The 15047-nt window shown below is 66.0% G+C and carries 17 protein-coding genes; 8 read left to right on the top strand and 9 right to left on the bottom strand.

The genetic code is table 11. The features are described from left to right. Positions 1 to 8 precede the first annotated feature (8 nt). From relA to PI990_RS24270, 3 genes are all read left to right on the top strand, one after another. Positions 9 to 2258 carry a GTP diphosphokinase gene (gene relA / locus PI990_RS24280; protein ID WP_021221459.1) on the top strand — a complete coding sequence of 750 codons (2250 nt, stop codon included), beginning with the start codon at positions 9 to 11 and terminating at the stop codon, positions 2256 to 2258. 146 nt (positions 2259 to 2404) lie between these two features. After that, positions 2405 to 3235 (top strand): nucleoside triphosphate pyrophosphohydrolase, encoded by an 831-nt coding sequence (gene mazG, locus PI990_RS24275; protein WP_271658707.1) that lies wholly within the window; start codon positions 2405 to 2407, stop codon positions 3233 to 3235. 20 nt (positions 3236 to 3255) lie between these two features. Then, the gene (locus tag PI990_RS24270) at positions 3256 to 3795 is read left to right on the top strand and encodes a DUF2058 domain-containing protein (protein WP_021221457.1); all 540 of its coding nucleotides are present in this window, start codon (positions 3256 to 3258) and stop codon (positions 3793 to 3795) included. Between the two features lie 179 nt (positions 3796 to 3974). On the opposite strand, the gene PI990_RS24265 is transcribed toward PI990_RS24270, so the two are convergent. The 4 genes from PI990_RS24265 to purM form a co-directional block, all read right to left on the bottom strand. Further along, positions 3975 to 4247, bottom strand: a complete 273-nt coding sequence (locus PI990_RS24265) for a Rho-binding antiterminator (RefSeq protein WP_021221456.1) — start codon at positions 4245 to 4247, stop codon at positions 3975 to 3977. Positions 4248 to 4382: 135 nt separating this feature from the next. Next, positions 4383 to 5096: a DUF3108 domain-containing protein gene (locus PI990_RS24260; RefSeq protein WP_021221455.1), complete on the bottom strand. Its 714-nt coding sequence runs from the start codon at positions 5094 to 5096 to the stop codon at positions 4383 to 4385. A 12-nt stretch (positions 5097 to 5108) separates the two neighbouring features. Next, positions 5109 to 5759 (bottom strand): phosphoribosylglycinamide formyltransferase, encoded by a 651-nt coding sequence (gene purN, locus PI990_RS24255; RefSeq protein ID WP_271658706.1) that lies wholly within the window; start codon positions 5757 to 5759, stop codon positions 5109 to 5111. Further along, positions 5759 to 6817, bottom strand: coding sequence for a phosphoribosylformylglycinamidine cyclo-ligase (gene purM / locus PI990_RS24250; RefSeq protein WP_271658705.1), 1059 nt, complete (start codon positions 6815 to 6817; stop codon positions 5759 to 5761). The genes purN and purM overlap by 1 nt, the downstream gene beginning before the upstream one ends. Positions 6818 to 7059: 242 nt before the next feature. Between purM and PI990_RS24245 the strand changes: the two genes are divergently transcribed. The 3 genes from PI990_RS24245 to hda are packed head-to-tail and all read left to right on the top strand — an operon-like array spanning position 7060 to position 9943. Further along, a complete protein-coding gene (locus tag PI990_RS24245; protein ID WP_271658704.1) occupies positions 7060 to 8103 on the top strand; it encodes a DUF2066 domain-containing protein in 1044 nt (347 codons plus the stop codon). Between the two features lie 44 nt (positions 8104 to 8147). Further along, on the top strand, positions 8148 to 9242 hold the full coding sequence (locus PI990_RS24240) for an AI-2E family transporter (protein ID WP_184487724.1): 1095 nt from the start codon (positions 8148 to 8150) through the stop codon (positions 9240 to 9242). Continuing rightward, the gene (hda, locus tag PI990_RS24235; RefSeq protein ID WP_021221450.1) at positions 9239 to 9943 is read left to right on the top strand and encodes a DnaA regulatory inactivator Hda; all 705 of its coding nucleotides are present in this window, start codon (positions 9239 to 9241) and stop codon (positions 9941 to 9943) included. The genes PI990_RS24240 and hda overlap by 4 nt, the downstream gene beginning before the upstream one ends. A gap of 40 nt (positions 9944 to 9983) precedes the next feature. Here the strand turns inward: hda and PI990_RS24230 are convergent, their stop codons facing one another. Genes PI990_RS24230 through arsC form a run of 3 tightly spaced genes read right to left on the bottom strand, consistent with a single transcriptional unit; the run spans position 9984 to position 11342 of the window. Next, complete coding sequence (locus PI990_RS24230) at positions 9984 to 10394, bottom strand: DUF2069 domain-containing protein (RefSeq protein ID WP_021221449.1); 411 nt, start codon at positions 10392 to 10394, stop codon at positions 9984 to 9986. After that, positions 10387 to 10992 carry an NAD(P)H:quinone oxidoreductase gene (wrbA, locus tag PI990_RS24225; RefSeq protein WP_184487726.1) on the bottom strand — a complete coding sequence of 202 codons (606 nt, stop codon included), beginning with the start codon at positions 10990 to 10992 and terminating at the stop codon, positions 10387 to 10389. Before wrbA ends, PI990_RS24230 begins: the two co-directional genes overlap by 8 nt. Next, complete coding sequence (gene arsC, locus PI990_RS24220; protein WP_184487727.1) at positions 10989 to 11342, bottom strand: arsenate reductase (glutaredoxin); 354 nt, start codon at positions 11340 to 11342, stop codon at positions 10989 to 10991. The genes wrbA and arsC overlap by 4 nt, the downstream gene beginning before the upstream one ends. Before the next feature lie 117 nt (positions 11343 to 11459). Here arsC and PI990_RS24215 point away from each other — a divergent pair, with 117 nt between their 5' ends. Both PI990_RS24215 and PI990_RS31470 read left to right on the top strand, forming a co-directional pair. Beyond that, positions 11460 to 12680, top strand: a complete 1221-nt coding sequence (locus tag PI990_RS24215; protein ID WP_263399941.1) for a YihY family inner membrane protein — start codon at positions 11460 to 11462, stop codon at positions 12678 to 12680. A gap of 168 nt (positions 12681 to 12848) precedes the next feature. After that, the gene (locus PI990_RS31470; protein ID WP_021221445.1) at positions 12849 to 13046 is read left to right on the top strand and encodes a hypothetical protein; all 198 of its coding nucleotides are present in this window, start codon (positions 12849 to 12851) and stop codon (positions 13044 to 13046) included. A gap of 59 nt (positions 13047 to 13105) precedes the next feature. On the opposite strand, the gene PI990_RS24205 is transcribed toward PI990_RS31470, so the two are convergent. Together PI990_RS24205 and PI990_RS24200 are read right to left on the bottom strand one after the other, a co-directional pair. After that, positions 13106 to 13498, bottom strand: a complete 393-nt coding sequence (locus PI990_RS24205; RefSeq protein ID WP_021221444.1) for a hypothetical protein — start codon at positions 13496 to 13498, stop codon at positions 13106 to 13108. A 126-nt stretch (positions 13499 to 13624) separates the two neighbouring features. Next, on the bottom strand, positions 13625 to 15034 hold the full coding sequence (locus PI990_RS24200; protein ID WP_271658703.1) for a PilZ domain-containing protein: 1410 nt from the start codon (positions 15032 to 15034) through the stop codon (positions 13625 to 13627). Positions 15035 to 15047: the final 13 nt, after the last annotated feature.

The following is a 15047-nucleotide window of genomic DNA, read 5'->3' as shown; positions in this document are numbered from 1 at the left end:
AAGGCAAGATGGTACAGGTCAGAGCGCAACAGCCGGTCAATACCGACGGCAGTATCAACCTCGAGGCGTGGCTGGACCATGTCCTCAGTCTCGATCCGGTGCTGGACCGCGAGGTGCTGAAAAAGGCCTGCGAATTCGCCCGGGACTCCGAGCAGCAGGCCAATGCCGCACAGAACCTCTGGGCCGAAGGCACCTCGAGTTTCCAGACCGGCCTGGAGATCGCCGAGATCCTCGCTGATCTCAAGCTGGACCAGGAATCCCTGGTGGCTGCGGTCATCTACCGTGGCGTGCGCGAGGGCAAGATCCCGCTCCCCGAGGTCAACCAGCGCTTCGGCCCGGTGGTGGCCAAGCTGATCGAGGGCGTGCTGCGCATGGCCGCCATCAGCGCCAGCCTCAGCCCGCGCCAGTCCCTGGTGCTGGGCACCCAGGCCCAGGTGGAGAACCTGCGCAAAATGCTGGTGGCCATGGTCGACGACGTGCGCGTCGCCCTGATCAAGCTGGCCGAGCGGACCTGCGCCATCCGCGAGGTGAAGAACGCCGACGACGAGAAGCGCCACCGCGTCGCCCGCGAAGTCTTCGATATCTACGCGCCCCTGGCCCATCGCCTGGGCATCGGCCATATCAAGTGGGAGCTGGAGGACCTGTCCTTCCGCTACCTGGAGCCGGACCAGTACAAGCAGATCGCCAAGCTGCTGCATGAGCGCCGCCTGGATCGCGAGCAGTACATCGCCGATGTGATGAACCAGCTGCGCGAAGAGCTGGCCGCGACCGGCATCCGCTCCGATATCAGCGGGCGTGCCAAGCACATCTATTCCATCTGGCGGAAGATGCAGCGCAAAGGCCTGCAGTTCAGCCAGATCTACGACGTGCGTGCCGTGCGCGTGCTGGTGCCGGAGGTGCGTGATTGCTACACCGCGCTCGGCATCGTGCACACCCTGTGGCGCCACATTCCCAAGGAATTCGACGACTACATCGCCAACCCCAAGGAGAACGGCTACCGCTCCCTGCACACGGCGGTGATCGGCCCGGACGGCAAGGTGCTGGAGGTGCAGATCCGCACCCACGCCATGCACGAGGAAGCCGAGCTCGGGGTCTGCGCCCACTGGCGCTACAAGGGCACCGACGTCAAATCCAGCTCCAACCATTACGAAGAGAAGATCTCCTGGCTGCGCCAGGTGCTGGAATGGCACGAGGAACTGGGCGATATCGGTGGCCTGGCCGAACAGCTGCGGGTGGATATCGAGCCCGACCGGGTCTACGTCTTCACCCCCGACGGCCACGCCATCGACCTGCCGAAGGGCGCGACGCCGCTGGACTTCGCCTACCGCGTGCACACCGAGATCGGCCACAACTGCCGGGGCGCGAAGATCAACGGCCGCATCGTGCCGTTGAACTACAGCCTGCAGACCGGCGAGCAGGTGGAGATCATCACCGGCAAGCAGGGCTCGCCCAGCCGCGACTGGCTCAACCCCAACCTCGGCTACATCACCACCTCCCGTGCACGGGCGAAGATCGTCCACTGGTTCAAGCTGCAGGCCCGCGACCAGAACGTCGCCGCCGGCAAGGCCATGCTCGAACGCGAACTGGCCCGGCTGGCCCTGCCGCCGGTGGACTTCGAGAAGCTCGCCGAGAAGTGCAACCTGCGCACCGCCGAAGACATGCATGCCGCGCTGGGTGCCGGCGACCTGCGGCTGGCCCATGTGGTCAACTGCGCGCAGCAGCTGGTGGAGCCGGAGCGCGGCGCCAGCGAGCAGCTGGAGCTGATTCCCCGCCGCGCGACCGGCCAGTACAAGCCGGGCAAGCGTGGCGACATCCAGATCCAGGGCGTGGGCAACCTGATGACGCAGATGGCGGGCTGCTGCCAGCCGCTGCCGGGCGACCCCATCGTCGGCTACATCACCCTCGGTCGTGGCGTCAGCATCCACCGCCAGGATTGCGCCTCGGCCTTGCAACTGGCCGGCCGCGAGCCGGAGCGGATGATCCAGGTCAGCTGGGGGCCGGTGCCGGTGCAGACCTACCCGGTGGACATCGTCATTCGTGCCTATGACCGCTCCGGCCTGCTGCGCGACGTCTCCCAGGTGCTGCTCAACGAGCGCATCAACGTGCTGGCGGTGAACACCCGCTCGAACAAGGAAGACAACACCGCGTCCATGCTGCTGACCATCGAGATTCCCGGGCTGGATGCGCTGGGGCGCTTGCTGGCCAGGATCTCGCAGCTGCCCAATATTATCGAAGCCCGCCGTAATCGCGCTGCCTGAGCTACTGCGCTCGGCCTGGCGTTGTTGGAACGGGGTCAGAAAATGCTCATTGGCAATAGCCAACTCCGCTTTTCTGGCCCCATTCCGCCTAGCCAGTCCTTCGCTCGTCACGCTCAGAACACCATGGGCATTCACAGGATTTCGCCATGTATCAACTCGACGACCTGCTGCACCTGATGGCCCGGCTGCGTGACCCGCAGTACGGCTGCCCCTGGGACCTGAAGCAGGACTACGCGACCATCGTCCCGCACACAATCGAGGAAGCCTACGAGGTGGCCGATGCCATCGAGCGCAGCGACTTCGAGCAGTTGCCGGGCGAGCTGGGCGACCTGCTGTTCCAGGTCGTCTACTACAGCCAGCTGGCGCGGGAGGATGGCCGTTTCGAATTCGCCACCGTGGTCGATGCCATCACCCGCAAGCTGGTGCGCCGTCATCCCCATGTGTTCCCCGATGGCGACCTGTACGGCGCGCCGGACATGGCGCGCCTGGAAGAGGCCGCCATCAAGCAGCGCTGGGAGGAGATCAAGGCCGAGGAGCGCGCCGAGAAGGCTGCCGCGCCGGAGCAACTGTCCCTGCTGGATGACGTGCCCGCCGTACTGCCGGCCCTGAGCCGCGCGGCCAAGCTGCAGAAGCGTGCGGCCCAGGTCGGCTTCGACTGGCCCGAGGCGCTGCCGGTGGTGGACAAGGTGCGCGAGGAGCTGGACGAGGTGCTGGAGGCGATGGCCGACAACGACCCCGCCGCCATCGCCGATGAGATCGGCGACCTGCTGTTCGTGGTGGTGAACCTGGCGCGCCATCTCAAGGTGGACTCGGAAACCGCCTTGCGTGGAGCCAACGGTAAATTCGAGCGGCGCTTCCGATTCATCGAACAGGCATTGCGTGAAGCGGGTCGTCCCATTGAAGATTGCACCCTGGACGAACTGGATGCCCTGTGGGGCGAAGCCAAGAAACAGGAAAAAGCCGCCCTTGGCTGCTAAGCAGAGAGACTGAATTACCCATGAGCCTTTCCCTCCGTGACCAACTGCTGAAAGCCGGGCTGGTCAATGAAAAGCAGGTCAAGCAGGCCGGCAAGCAACAGCAGAAGCAACAGCGCCTGGAGAAGAAAAACCAGGTCGAGAAGGATGACAGCCAGCGCCAGGCCGCCCTTCAGGCACAGGCCGAGAAGGTCGCCCGTGACCAGGAACTGAACCGCCAGCAGCAGGAAAAGGCCGAGCAGAAGGCCCGCTCGGCGCAGATCAAGCAGCTCATCGACAGCTCGCGCCTGCCCAAGCTGACCACCGAGGACTACTACAACTTCGTCGACGACAAGAAGGTCAAGCGCATCGCCGTCAACGATATGGTCCGCGACAAGCTGAGCCGTGGTTCCCTGGCCATCGTCCAGCACGGTGGTGGCTACGAGATCATCCCCCGCGATGCTGCGCTGCGTATCCAGGAGCGCGACCCGCGCCGCATCCTGCTGCTCAACACCCCCACCGAAGAAGCCGATGCGGACGATCCCTACGCCGCCTACAAGGTGCCGGACGACCTGATGTGGTGAGTGCGGTGCATGAAGAGAGCCGGGCGATGCCCGGCTTTTTCATGGGCGTTTGGCGGTGACGGTAGGGCGGGTGAAACCCGCGGAACCCGGTGCCTGCTGCTTGTCGGGTTGCACCCGACCTACAAGGAGTTGGGGCGGTGCAGCCTGTAGCCCGGGCTTCAGCCCGGGGCGTGGAGGAGTCAGCAGATCTGGTTGCCCAGCAGCACCCGGCCGAAGCTGGCGCCTTCGGTCAGCGGGGTGATGGCGGTGATGTGGTCCAGGCGCAGGCGCTCGGGGCCGGCCTCGCCCTGGACGAGGAAGAATTCCTCCTTCGCCGGCGTGGTCTCGGTGTTCACCGCGCGGGCTTCCAGGCTGGCGCCGTCGTCCAGCTCGATCAGCAACTGGTAGCGGTGCAGGCAGGCGATCTCGATGAAGTCATAGAGTTCGCAGGACAGGGGCAGGTAGTGGCTCATCTCGGTCTCCTCGGGGCGGGAGTCTCGACTCAGGATGCCGATCATCCTATACCCGTGGAGGCGCGCCGCCAGCCCACCTTTGTAAGGGCATGAAAAAGCCGGGCATGGGCCCGGCTTCTCGGCAACGCTGGCGCCTTACTGGGCGCCTTCGACCTTGCGGCCGTCGACCGTGCCGTCCTTGAGCATGATCTGGTATTCCTTGCCGTCCTTCTCCACCTGGTTCAGGCGCACCAGCAGGTAGCCCCAGTCCTTGGCGAACCAGAGGGTGGTCTTGCGGTTGCTCTGGGTGGGATCGCGCACGCGCTCGACCTTGATGGCATCGACCGTGCCGGCCTTGGTCTCGACCTTTTCCTCACCGAGGACGCGGAAGTCATAGGTCTCGACTTCGTCGCCGTCGATCACCTGGTAGCTCATGCTCTTCTTGCCGGCGGCGACGTCATGCTGCAGCACCAGCTGGTAGGTGGACTTGTCCACCAGGCCACGGTTCAGGGGCACGCGCACCTGATTGCCGCGATCACTGCCGATCACCTGCTTCTGGCTCCAGTCGAAGTCCAGTTCGATCTGCTTGCTCTTGCCCAGGCCGCTGCGGTTGAAGCGGTAGGTCTGGGGCAGGAAGGCGTTGTTTTCCAGGCGGAATACGCTGGTTTCAGTCAGGCTGGCCACCAGCATGGAGGCCTCGAAATCCAGCTGCCAGCGGCCGTCGTCCAGCTTCTTCAGGCTGCGGCCGGCGGTGCCGCTGATGGGCATCGTCTTCCAGTCGGCGGTGTAGCTGGCCTCGAAGGGTTTTAGCTCGGCCGCGGTGACCGGCAGGGTGAACAGGGCGAGGAGCAACAACAGGGCACGACGCATCGGCAAAATCTCCTAGTTACGCAGTTGCTGCCCGCAGGGGGGCAGCGCTTGGCCATCCAGTAGCGCGCCTTGCTCGCCCAGGCTCAGGCGACCTTCGGCGAACCAGCGCATGGCCAGCGGGTAGATACGGTGTTCCTGCACATGCACCCGTCTGGCCAGGCTTTCCGGTGTGTCATCAGACTCTACCGGGATTACCGCCTGTACGACCAGAGGGCCCCCATCGAGTTCCTCGGTGACGAAGTGCACGCTGCAGCCATGCTCGGCATCACCGGCTTCCAGCGCGCGCTGGTGGGTGTGCAGGCCCTTGTGCAGGGGCAGCAGGGAGGGGTGGATATTGAGCAGGCGGCCCTGGTAGTGACGCACGAAACCAGAGGTGAGGATGCGCATGAAGCCGGCCAGCAGCACCAGGCGCGGGGCATGGGCGTCGATGGCTGCAACCAGCGCCGCATCGAAGGCCTCGCGGCCTTCGTACTGCGTGTGGTCGAGCACCTGGGTGGCTATCCCCGCCTGGCGGGCGCGCTCCAGCCCGTAGGCATCGGCGCGGTTGGAAATCACCGCGCGGATGCGTGCCGGGCTGTCGGCTGTGGAGCTGCTGTCGATCAGGGCCTGGAGGTTGCTGCCGGAACCGGAGATCAGCACCACCACATCACAGCGGTCGGACATCAGTGGCTTTTCAGGTTGTTCAGGACGACGCGTTCGCTGCCTTCGACGCCAGCGGCGATCTGGCCGATGACCCAGGGTTGCTCGCCAGCGGCGCGCAGGGTTTCCAGGGCCACGTCGACCTGCTCGGGGGCGATGCAGATGACCATGCCGACGCCGCAGTTGAGTACGCGGTGCATCTCGTGCTCATCGACGTTGCCTTTTTCCTGCAGCCAGTCGAACACGGCCGGACGCTGCCAGCTGGCGACGTCGATCACCGCCTGGGCACCTTCGGGCAGCACGCGCGGGATGTTCTCGGTGAGGCCACCGCCGGTGATGTGGGCCATGGCCTTCACCGCGCCGGTGTCCTTGATCAGCTTGAGCAGCGGCTTGACGTAGATGCGGGTCGGCGCCATCAGCAGGTCGGCCAGGGGCTTGCCATCAAGCTGCACGCTCTCGATGTCGGCGCCGCTGACTTCGATGATCTTGCGGATCAGCGAGTAGCCGTTGGAGTGCGGGCCGGAGGAGGGCAGGGCGATCAGGGTGTCACCGGTGGCAACCTTGGAGCCGTCGATGATTTCGGACTTTTCCACGACGCCGACGCAGAAGCCGGCCAGGTCGTAGTCTTCGCCTTCGTACATGCCGGGCATCTCGGCAGTCTCGCCGCCCACCAGGGAGCAGCCGGCCAGTTCGCAACCGGCACCGATGCCGGTGACCACGGTGGCGGCCACGTCGACATTGAGCTTGCCGGTGGCGTAGTAGTCGAGGAAGAACAGCGGCTCGGCGCCGCAGACCACCAGATCGTTCACGCACATGGCGACCAGGTCCTGGCCGATGCTGTCGTGCTTGTTCAGGTTCAGCGCCAGGCGCAGCTTGGTGCCGACGCCGTCGGTGCCGGAGACCAGCACGGGCTGCTTGTAGCCGGCCGGGATTTCGCAGAGGGCGCCGAAGCCACCCAGGCCGCCCATCACTTCAGGGCGCGCGGTGCGCTTGGCCACGCCTTTGATGCGTTCGACCAGGGCTTCGCCTGCGTCGATGTCCACACCGGCGTCCTTGTAGCTCAGGGAGGGTTGCTTGCTCATAAATCCAGGCCTATAGGGGAAATTCGAGGATCAACCGGCAAGTCTGGCTGCCGGTTTGCGAAGGCGCGCGATTTTATCAGGCTTGGCCCATAGCAGCCATCGGCAGCGGTCGGCGTTGGCGAAAAGCATTCAAATAAGTGCTCGCCCGGCCCCCGGCCCGTTGCCCGTGAGGTTGGGCCTGTTTAAGGTATAGCCCTTCACTCGCGGCCAGCCGCCGCCCAACAGAATGTCGAGAGTCTTCAATGCGCCTGATCGCCCGCCTGCTCATGGTCTGCCTGCCGTTGTCCAGCCTGCCGGCCTTCGCCGAAACGGTCAGCGGCCTCTACCAGGTGCGCGAGCCCGTGGCTTCGCAGCAGCCGGCGGACCGTGACCAGGCCCTGAACCGCGCGCTGGAGACCCTGGTGATCCGCCTGGCCGGCGATGCCAAGGCGCTGGACAACCCGGCGCTGGCCGAGGCGCGCAAGAACCCGCAGCAATTGATCAGCCAGTTCGGCTACGAGGGCCAGTCCCTGCTGGTGGATTTCGACCCCGTGACCACCGAGCGCACCCTGCGTCAGGCCGGCGTACCGCTGTGGGGCGCCAACCGCCCAGCGATCCTCGGCTGGTGGCTGAACCAGAGCAGCGAAGGGGCCAGCCTGGTGGGCGATGCCCAGGAAGCGGCCAAGCCGCTGCGTGATGCCGCCCAGCACCGCGGCCTGCCCCTGCGCCTGCCGCTGGCCGACCTCAGCGAGCAGCTGGTGGCCACCCCGGAAGCCCTGGTGGCGACCGACCCCGAGGCGCTGCGCCCGGCCTCCGAACGTTATTCCGCCGATGCCTTGCTCGCCGTGCTGGCCAGCGAAGCCGATGGCAAGTGGAAGGCGCAATGGCACCTGTGGCTGGGTGACAACCGCGACCAGGGCACCCTGGAGGCTGCCGACCAGGGCGCGCTGGCCGATGCCGTGCTGCTCGCCGTGAGCCAGCGCCTGGCACCGCGTTTCGTGGTGGCGGCGGGTGTCGGCCAGAGCCAGATACTGGAAGTGAAGGGCGCTGACCTTGCGCGCTACGCCGAACTGTCCCGCGCGCTGGAGCCGTTCGGCGCCCGCCTGGTGCAGGTCGAAGGCGATCTGTTGCGCTACCAGGTCAACGCCAGCAGCGAACAACTGCGTGCCCAACTGGCACTGAACGGTTTGCAGGAGTCGCCCGCCGAGGCCGCTCCGGTGGATGCCGGCCAGGCTCCGGCCACCCCGGGCGCCGCCCCTGCGCCGCAGGTGCAGCCGCGTGACCCGGTATTGCGATTCCACTGGTGAGGGCCCGGACGGCCACTCCCGTAACTCAAGGCTGAGGATTTCCCATGACCGATTCGCGTCGCTGGCTCTGGCTGGGGGGCGTCCTGCTTCTTTGCTGGCTGCTGTATCAGCTGCACCCCATTCTTTCCCCGTTCCTGGTGGGCATGCTGCTGGCCTACCTGGGTGACCCGCTGGTGGACCGGCTGGAGCGCCTGGGCCTGTCGCGCACCTGGGGCGTGGTGGCGGTATTCACCCTGTTCAGCCTGATCCTCCTGGCGTTGCTGCTGGTCCTCGTGCCCATGCTGGGTCGCCAGTTGGTGCGCCTCTATGAACTGGCGCCGCAGATGCTCGACTGGCTGCAGAACAGCGCGCTGCCCTGGGTCCAGGCCAAGCTGGGGCTGCCCCAGGGCTTCTGGCGTTTCGACAAGCTCAAGGAAGTGATCAGCGGCCACCTCGGCCAGACCACCGATGTGGTCGGCGTGCTGCTGGCCAGCGCGACCGCCTCCGGGCTGGCGCTGGTGGGCTGGATCGGCAACCTGCTGCTGATCCCGGTGGTCGGCTTCTACCTGCTGCGTGACTGGGACCTGATGATGGCCAAGCTGCGCGGTCTGTTGCCACGCAACCGCGAGGGGTTGGTGCTGAAGCTGACGGGCGAATGCCATGAAGTGCTGGGTGCCTTCATTCGCGGCCAACTGCTGGTGATGCTGGCGCTGGGCGTCATCTACTCCGTCGGGCTCATGGCCATCGGGCTGGACCTCGGCCTGCTGATCGGCCTGCTCGCCGGGCTGGCCAGCATCGTTCCCTACATGGGCTTCGTGGTCGGTTTCGGCTCCGCCGTGGCGGCGGCGCTGTTCCAGTTCGGCGGCTTCGAGCTGTACCCGCTGATCGGCGTCGCGGTGGTGTTCGGCATCGGTCAATTGCTTGAAGGCATGCTGCTGACGCCGCTGCTGGTGGGCGATCGCATCGGCCTACATCCGGTGGCGGTGATCTTCGCCATACTCGCTGGTGGCCAGTTGTTTGGCTTCACCGGCGTGCTACTGGCGCTGCCTGTTGCAGCGGTGATCATGGTTTTGCTGCGTCATGCTCATGATTTATATAAACTTTCCCAACTTTACGGAGAGACCGGCAGCGGTTCCGACGAACCCAGCGATTCGGCATGAAACCCATTCAGCTTCCCCTCGGCATTCGCCTGCGTGACGACGCGACCTTTGCCAACTACTACCCCGGCGCCAACGCCGCGGCGCTCGGCTATGTCGAGCGTCTCTGCGAGGCCGATGCCGGCTGGACCGAAAGCCTGATCTACCTGTGGGGCGGGGAGGGTGTTGGGCGCAGCCACTTGCAGCAGGCGGCGTGCCTGCGCTTCGAGCAGCGCGGCGAGCAGGCGGTCTATCTGCCCCTGGCGGAGCTGGCGCAATACGGGACGGCGATCCTCGACAACCTGGAGCAGTGCGAGCTGGTCTGCCTTGATGACCTCGACGCGGTCGTCGGTCGCGCGGATTGGGAAGAGGCGCTGTTCCACCTGTTCAACCGCCTGCGCGATTCCGGTCGCAAGCTGCTGCTGGCGGCCAATACCGCGCCGCGCGGGTTGCCGGTGAAGCTGCCGGATTTGAAATCACGCCTGACCCTGGCGCTGATCTTCCAGCTGCAGTCGCTGTCCGATGAGGACAAGCTGCGCGCCCTGCAATTGCGCGCTTCGCGCCGTGGCCTGCACCTGACCGACGAGGTCGGGCGTTTCATCCTCACCCGCGGGTCGCGCAGCATGAGCGCCCTGTTCGAATTGCTCGAACGTCTCGATCAGGCCTCCCTGCAGGCCCAGCGCAAGCTCACCATTCCCTTCCTCAAGGAAACCCTGGGCTGGTGAGTCCGGCGCGGCCCACGGCCGCGCCGTTTCGCATGTCCCTTCAGCTTTCCCCGGCCAGCTTGCGGTTGTACTGGAAGCGCCAGCGCGTGTAGAGCAGCGCGGCGCAGAACAGCAGCAGGCTGAGCCCGCCCATCAGCCAGCCGAACAGCGCGCGGTTCGGGTCGGTGGCCGCCAGCACGCCCTGGATGAAGTACAGGTTGATCACGAAGCAGGCCCAGGCATGGGCGCGGGCGTTGCCGAGGACCATGCCTGGCGCCAGCAGCGCCAGCGGCAGCAGCTCGATGCTCAGCACCACCCAGGGGCGGGCGCCGTTGAGCTCGGCGTAGACCAGGGTCCAGACCACCAGCAGCAGGGCCAGGCCGAAGAAGGCGAACAGGCTCAGGGCGCGGCTGATGGCCAGGCGCGGGGCGAGCCAGCTCAGTTCGGGGAGGATCTTGGGTTGCTTAGCCACGGGGTTTCTCCAGGCGGATCGCAGTCGTCGCCAGGCGTTGGCCCAGGGCGCGGCAAAGGGTGGTTTCCTGTTCGTCGAGGGCGCGCTTGCCGTCGGCGCCGGCGTAGTGGCTGGGGCCGTAGGGCGTGCCGCCACCGCTGGTGGAAAGCAGGGCCGGCTCACTGTAGGGCAGGCCGGTGACCAGCATGCCGTGGTGCAGCAGCGGCAGCAGCATGGACAGCAGGGTGCTTTCCTGGCCGCCGTGCAGGCTGGCGGTGGAGGTGAAGACGCCGGCGGGCTTGCCCACCAGGTCACCGCTGAGCCAGAGGCTGCTGGTGCCGTCGAGGAAGTATTTGAGGGCGGCGGCCATGTTGCCGAAGCGGGTCGGGCTGCCGAGGGCCAGGCCGGCGCAGTTCTTCAGGTCGTCGAGGCTGGCGTAGAGCGGGCCGTCGGCGGGAATGTCGCTGGCGACCGCCTCGCATTCGGTGGAGACGGCGGGCACGGTACGCAGGCGCGCCTCCATGCCACCCAGTTCCACGCCCCGGGCGATCTGCCGGGCCATCTGCTCGGTGGCGCCATGGCGGCTGTAGTAGAGGACCAGGATGTAGGGCGCGCTCAAGGTAGGATCTCCAGGATCTTCTCCGGCGGGCGGCCGATCACGGCCTTGTCGCCCACCACCAGGATCGGGCGCTCGATCAGCTTGGGGTGAGCGCTCATGGCGGCGACCAGTGCGGCGTCATCGAGGCCGGCGTCGTCCAGGCCGAGGCTCTTGTATTCGTCCTCGCCGGTGCGCAGCAGCTGGCGCGCGCCGATGCCGAGGCGGCTGAGCAGGGTTTCGATTTCGGCGACGCTGGGTGGGGTTTCCAGGTAGCGCACGACATGCGGTACGAGGCCGCGTGTTTCGAGCAGTTCCAGGGCGCCGCGTGATTTCGAGCAGCGGGGATTGTGATACAGCGTCATTTCGGTCATGGCGGGGGTCGCAAGGCCTTGTGGGAGGCGGCTATTCTAACCGCGTCCGGGCGCAGGTCTGAACCTTGCGTGTCGAGTCGGCCAGCGGACAGGGCACCCAGCAACTAAGGAGATGGAATGCGCCAACGCATCAAAGACGTGGAAGAGTTCTGGCGCTTCCTGTTGCATCGCTTTCTCAGTGACCACGGCATGAACAGCGCAGCCGCGCTGACCTATACCAGCCTGTTCGCGGTGGTGCCGATCATGACCGTGACCTTCACCATGCTCTCGGCCATTCCGGCCTTCCAGGGCATGGGCGAGCAGATCCAGCGCTTCATCTTCCATAACTTCGTGCCGTCGAGCGGCGAGGCGGTGCAGGAGTACCTGCAAGGCTTCACCCTGCAGGCCCGGCACCTGACCTGGGTGGGCGTGGCGCTGCTGGCGGTGACCGCCTTCACCATGCTGGTGACCATCGAGAAGGCGTTCAACACCATCTGGCGGGTGCGCCAGCCGCGCCGTGGCGTTTCCAGCTTCCTGCTGTACTGGGCGATCCTCAGCCTGGGGCCGCTGCTGCTGGGCACGGGCTTCGCGGTGAGCACCTACATCACCTCTCTTTCGCTGCTTTCCAGCCTCAACGAGATTGCCGGCACCCGTATCCTGCTGGGCTTCACGCCGCTGCTGTTCAACGTGGCGGCCTTCACCTTGCTATACGCGGCGGTGCCCAATGCCCGGGTGCCGATCCGCCATGCGCTGATCGGTGGCGCCTTCACGGCCCTGCTGTTCGAGTCAGCCAAGGCGCTGTTCGGGCTCTATGTGAGCTTCTTCCCGGGCTACCAACTGATCTACGGCGCCTTCGCTACCGTGCCGTTGTTCCTGCTGTGGGTCTATGTGTCCTGGGTGATCGTGCTCTTCGGTGCGGAACTGGTGTGCAACCTGGCCGGTTCGCGCCATTGGCGGCGCCGGCAGATGCCGCGCCTGCTGTCCCTGATGGGCATCCTGCGGGTGATGCATGACCGCCAGATCCGCGGCCTGCCGGCACGGCACCTGGATGTGCAGCGTGCTGGTTGGCTGCTGCCGGAGGACGAGTGGCTGGAGTTCATGGAGCTGCTCGAAGGCCAGCACCTGGCCTGTCGGGTGGGCGGGGGCTCCTGGGTGCTTTCCCGTGACCTGAACAGCTACAGCCTGCATCAGTTGCTCAGCCACTGTCCCTGGCCGTTGCCGCGCCCGGCGCAACTGCCGGAGCACCTCGACGAAGCCTGGTACCCGCCGCTGAAGGCTGCCCTGGAGGCCTTGCAGCAGGAGCAGCAGGCGCTGTTCGACGGCAGCCTGGCGGGCTGGTTGCGGCCTGCATCGGAGTGACAAAAAAGGGCAGTTTGCGGCATATTGCCAGCTGCCATTTCCGTCTCCACCTGGCACCAGAGCCAGAAAGCGCGGGGAGGTGGAAAATGGCACGTTTCTGGCAATCTCAGGGAGAGTTTGCTGTCACTCTGCCATTAGGCAGGGATAAGCCAAGGAAAGAAGTGTTCTATGAGTAAGGCCAAGGGCAAAGTTGTCCATCTCCATGAGCGTGATCCGCAGGAGGCGCTCGAGCGCCTGAACCGGATCACCGGCCTGCAGTTCTCGCAATGGCCCGAATCCCTGGTTCCCCCCGCGCCCGTACCCGAAGCCCGTCGGGAAGAGGACCAGGAGCCGCCAACCCCCAGCAATGGCGCTGCTCGCGCCTGAGTGAAAATGAAAAACCCCGCGACAGGCGCGGGGTTTTCGTTTTCAGCCCTTGTGGCCGATCAGGCGAGCGCCTGGCGGCTGTCCGCTCCGGCCTGCTCGACGGCCTGGACGAAGAGTTCTTCCACCAGCAGGCCTTGCACGGTGACCGCCGATTTGAGGCGCACCTGCATGTCTTCGATCTTGTGCTTCACGGGCATGCGGGCGATGCCCGAGAGCAGGATCTTGCCGTGGGCGTTGACCTTGCCGTGGTCCACCGCGACTTCGCGACGGATTTCGCCATCGCGGTAGCTGACCAGCAGCGATACCGGCAGGGTGGCTAGGCCAGGCAACTGCAGCCAGGCGGCGATATTGAATTCGGCGACCCGGCCCTCGTAGGGGGTCACGATCGGGCGTGCCGCCTCGACGATGCGGGACGGCACGGGGCCGATCAGCTTGTCTTGATTCTGGGACATTAGGGGGGTTTCCAGGCTGATAGCGGAACGTTCGTACGGTTAGTGCGGGGAATTATAGGGAGGGTGCCCGGATGAAACTGTGCGCTTCGCCGATGAGCGGCGTGACCCGTCTCGCACTTTCGCCGATCAGGCCATTTTCAGCGGATAGCGCGCGACCATGGCGGTGCTGAGGTTGGGCTCGGGCAGCGGCAGGATGGCCTGGTTGTGCACGCTGGCGAGCTGCAGCCAGAGGTGTTCGCCCCCGACGAACTGATCCTTGGGCAGCCACAGGCCGTGATGCCAGCCATTGCCGGGGGCCGGGGTGCTTTGCAGCACGCCGGGGTGGGTCTGCGAGTTGGGGGCCCGGCGCAGCCAGACCGGCCGTGGCAGGCCCTTGAGGTAGCGCAGGCCGAGGTGCAGGCCTTCCTGGTTGGTGTGGCGCCAGCGCACCAGTGCCAGGGTCGGCGTGCCACTGTTGAGCAGCAGGGTCAGTTGCCCCACCGGCAGTTGCGCGCCCTGGTCGGCGTGGCACAGCAGCCTGGCGCCACCGGCGCTGGAGTCGAGCATCTGCGCATCCAGGCTGGCCGGGCGTTGCGCCAGCAACTGGGCATGGATGGCGGGCAGGCCCACCACCATGCTGCAGGAGCCTTCGTACTCGGTACGCGGATGACGTCGCTGCTGGCGGCCCAGCCAGTTCTGCCGCACGCGTTCGAGCAGTTCGTGCTCGGCGCTACTTTGCAGCGGGGCGGGGTCATGCAGAGCGATCAGCAGGGGGCCCAGCTCCAGGCGACGCAGGTAGGGGCTGGAGATGATGCTGTCGAGGCGGTCCTGGGGGACATAGGGTTGCGCCTCGGTGAGGTCGATCGTCGCACCGTCGCTTTCGTCTTCCTGATCCCAGGGCAGCAGGTGCGCCAGTCCGGCCAGGGGCGCGAGGGCGCCGAACAGCAGCGTGCATTCGCCTTCGGTGAGGTGGAAGGGGTTGCTCAGGGCCAGCAGCAGCACCTGCTGATAGAGGCCGCGCAGGGTGCTGGCGGGCACGGGGCGGAAGGCCGCGGCGACCGGCTCGTCCAGGCACTCCTGGTGCTCGCCGATCCAGAACAGCAGGTGGCTGTCGCGCCACAGCGAGCCGGGCGGCTCCTGGTAGTGCTGGTAGTGACGCATCAGCGTCTGCGCAATGAAATGCTGGGCCATGTACAGGCACCAGGCCAGGTGCGGCCGGGAAGGCTGGCGACCCTGGAGTATCTGCAGCAGCAGGCGCTTGAAGCCGGCGGCCAGTTCACTGCACAGGCGCAGGAACAGCATCGGCGGCAGCGCGCCCTGTTCATAGGCCGTGGCGTAGTGGCGGTATTCCTCGCTGAAGCTTTGCAGCGCCCGTTGCCTTTCGAGTAAGGTCACCGCACTCCGGTTCAGCCGGAACAATCGCCCGAGCACCTCCTGCAGCGCGCCATCCTGGGGCTGCAGGCGTGCCTCGGCGAGGAACTGGTTCAGGCCCGCCAGGATAGGGGTGTCCTCTTCGAGGATGTCCGGCACTTCCAGGCACAGGGCATCCAGCGTCATATCAACCCTGCGT

It is taken from the genome of Pseudomonas sp. TUM22785 (assembly GCF_028198105.1).
Lineage (GTDB): Bacteria > Pseudomonadota > Gammaproteobacteria > Pseudomonadales > Pseudomonadaceae > Metapseudomonas > Metapseudomonas solani.
The sequence above is the reverse complement of the archived record's forward strand: the minus strand, read 5'-3'. Positions and strand labels throughout refer to the sequence as shown.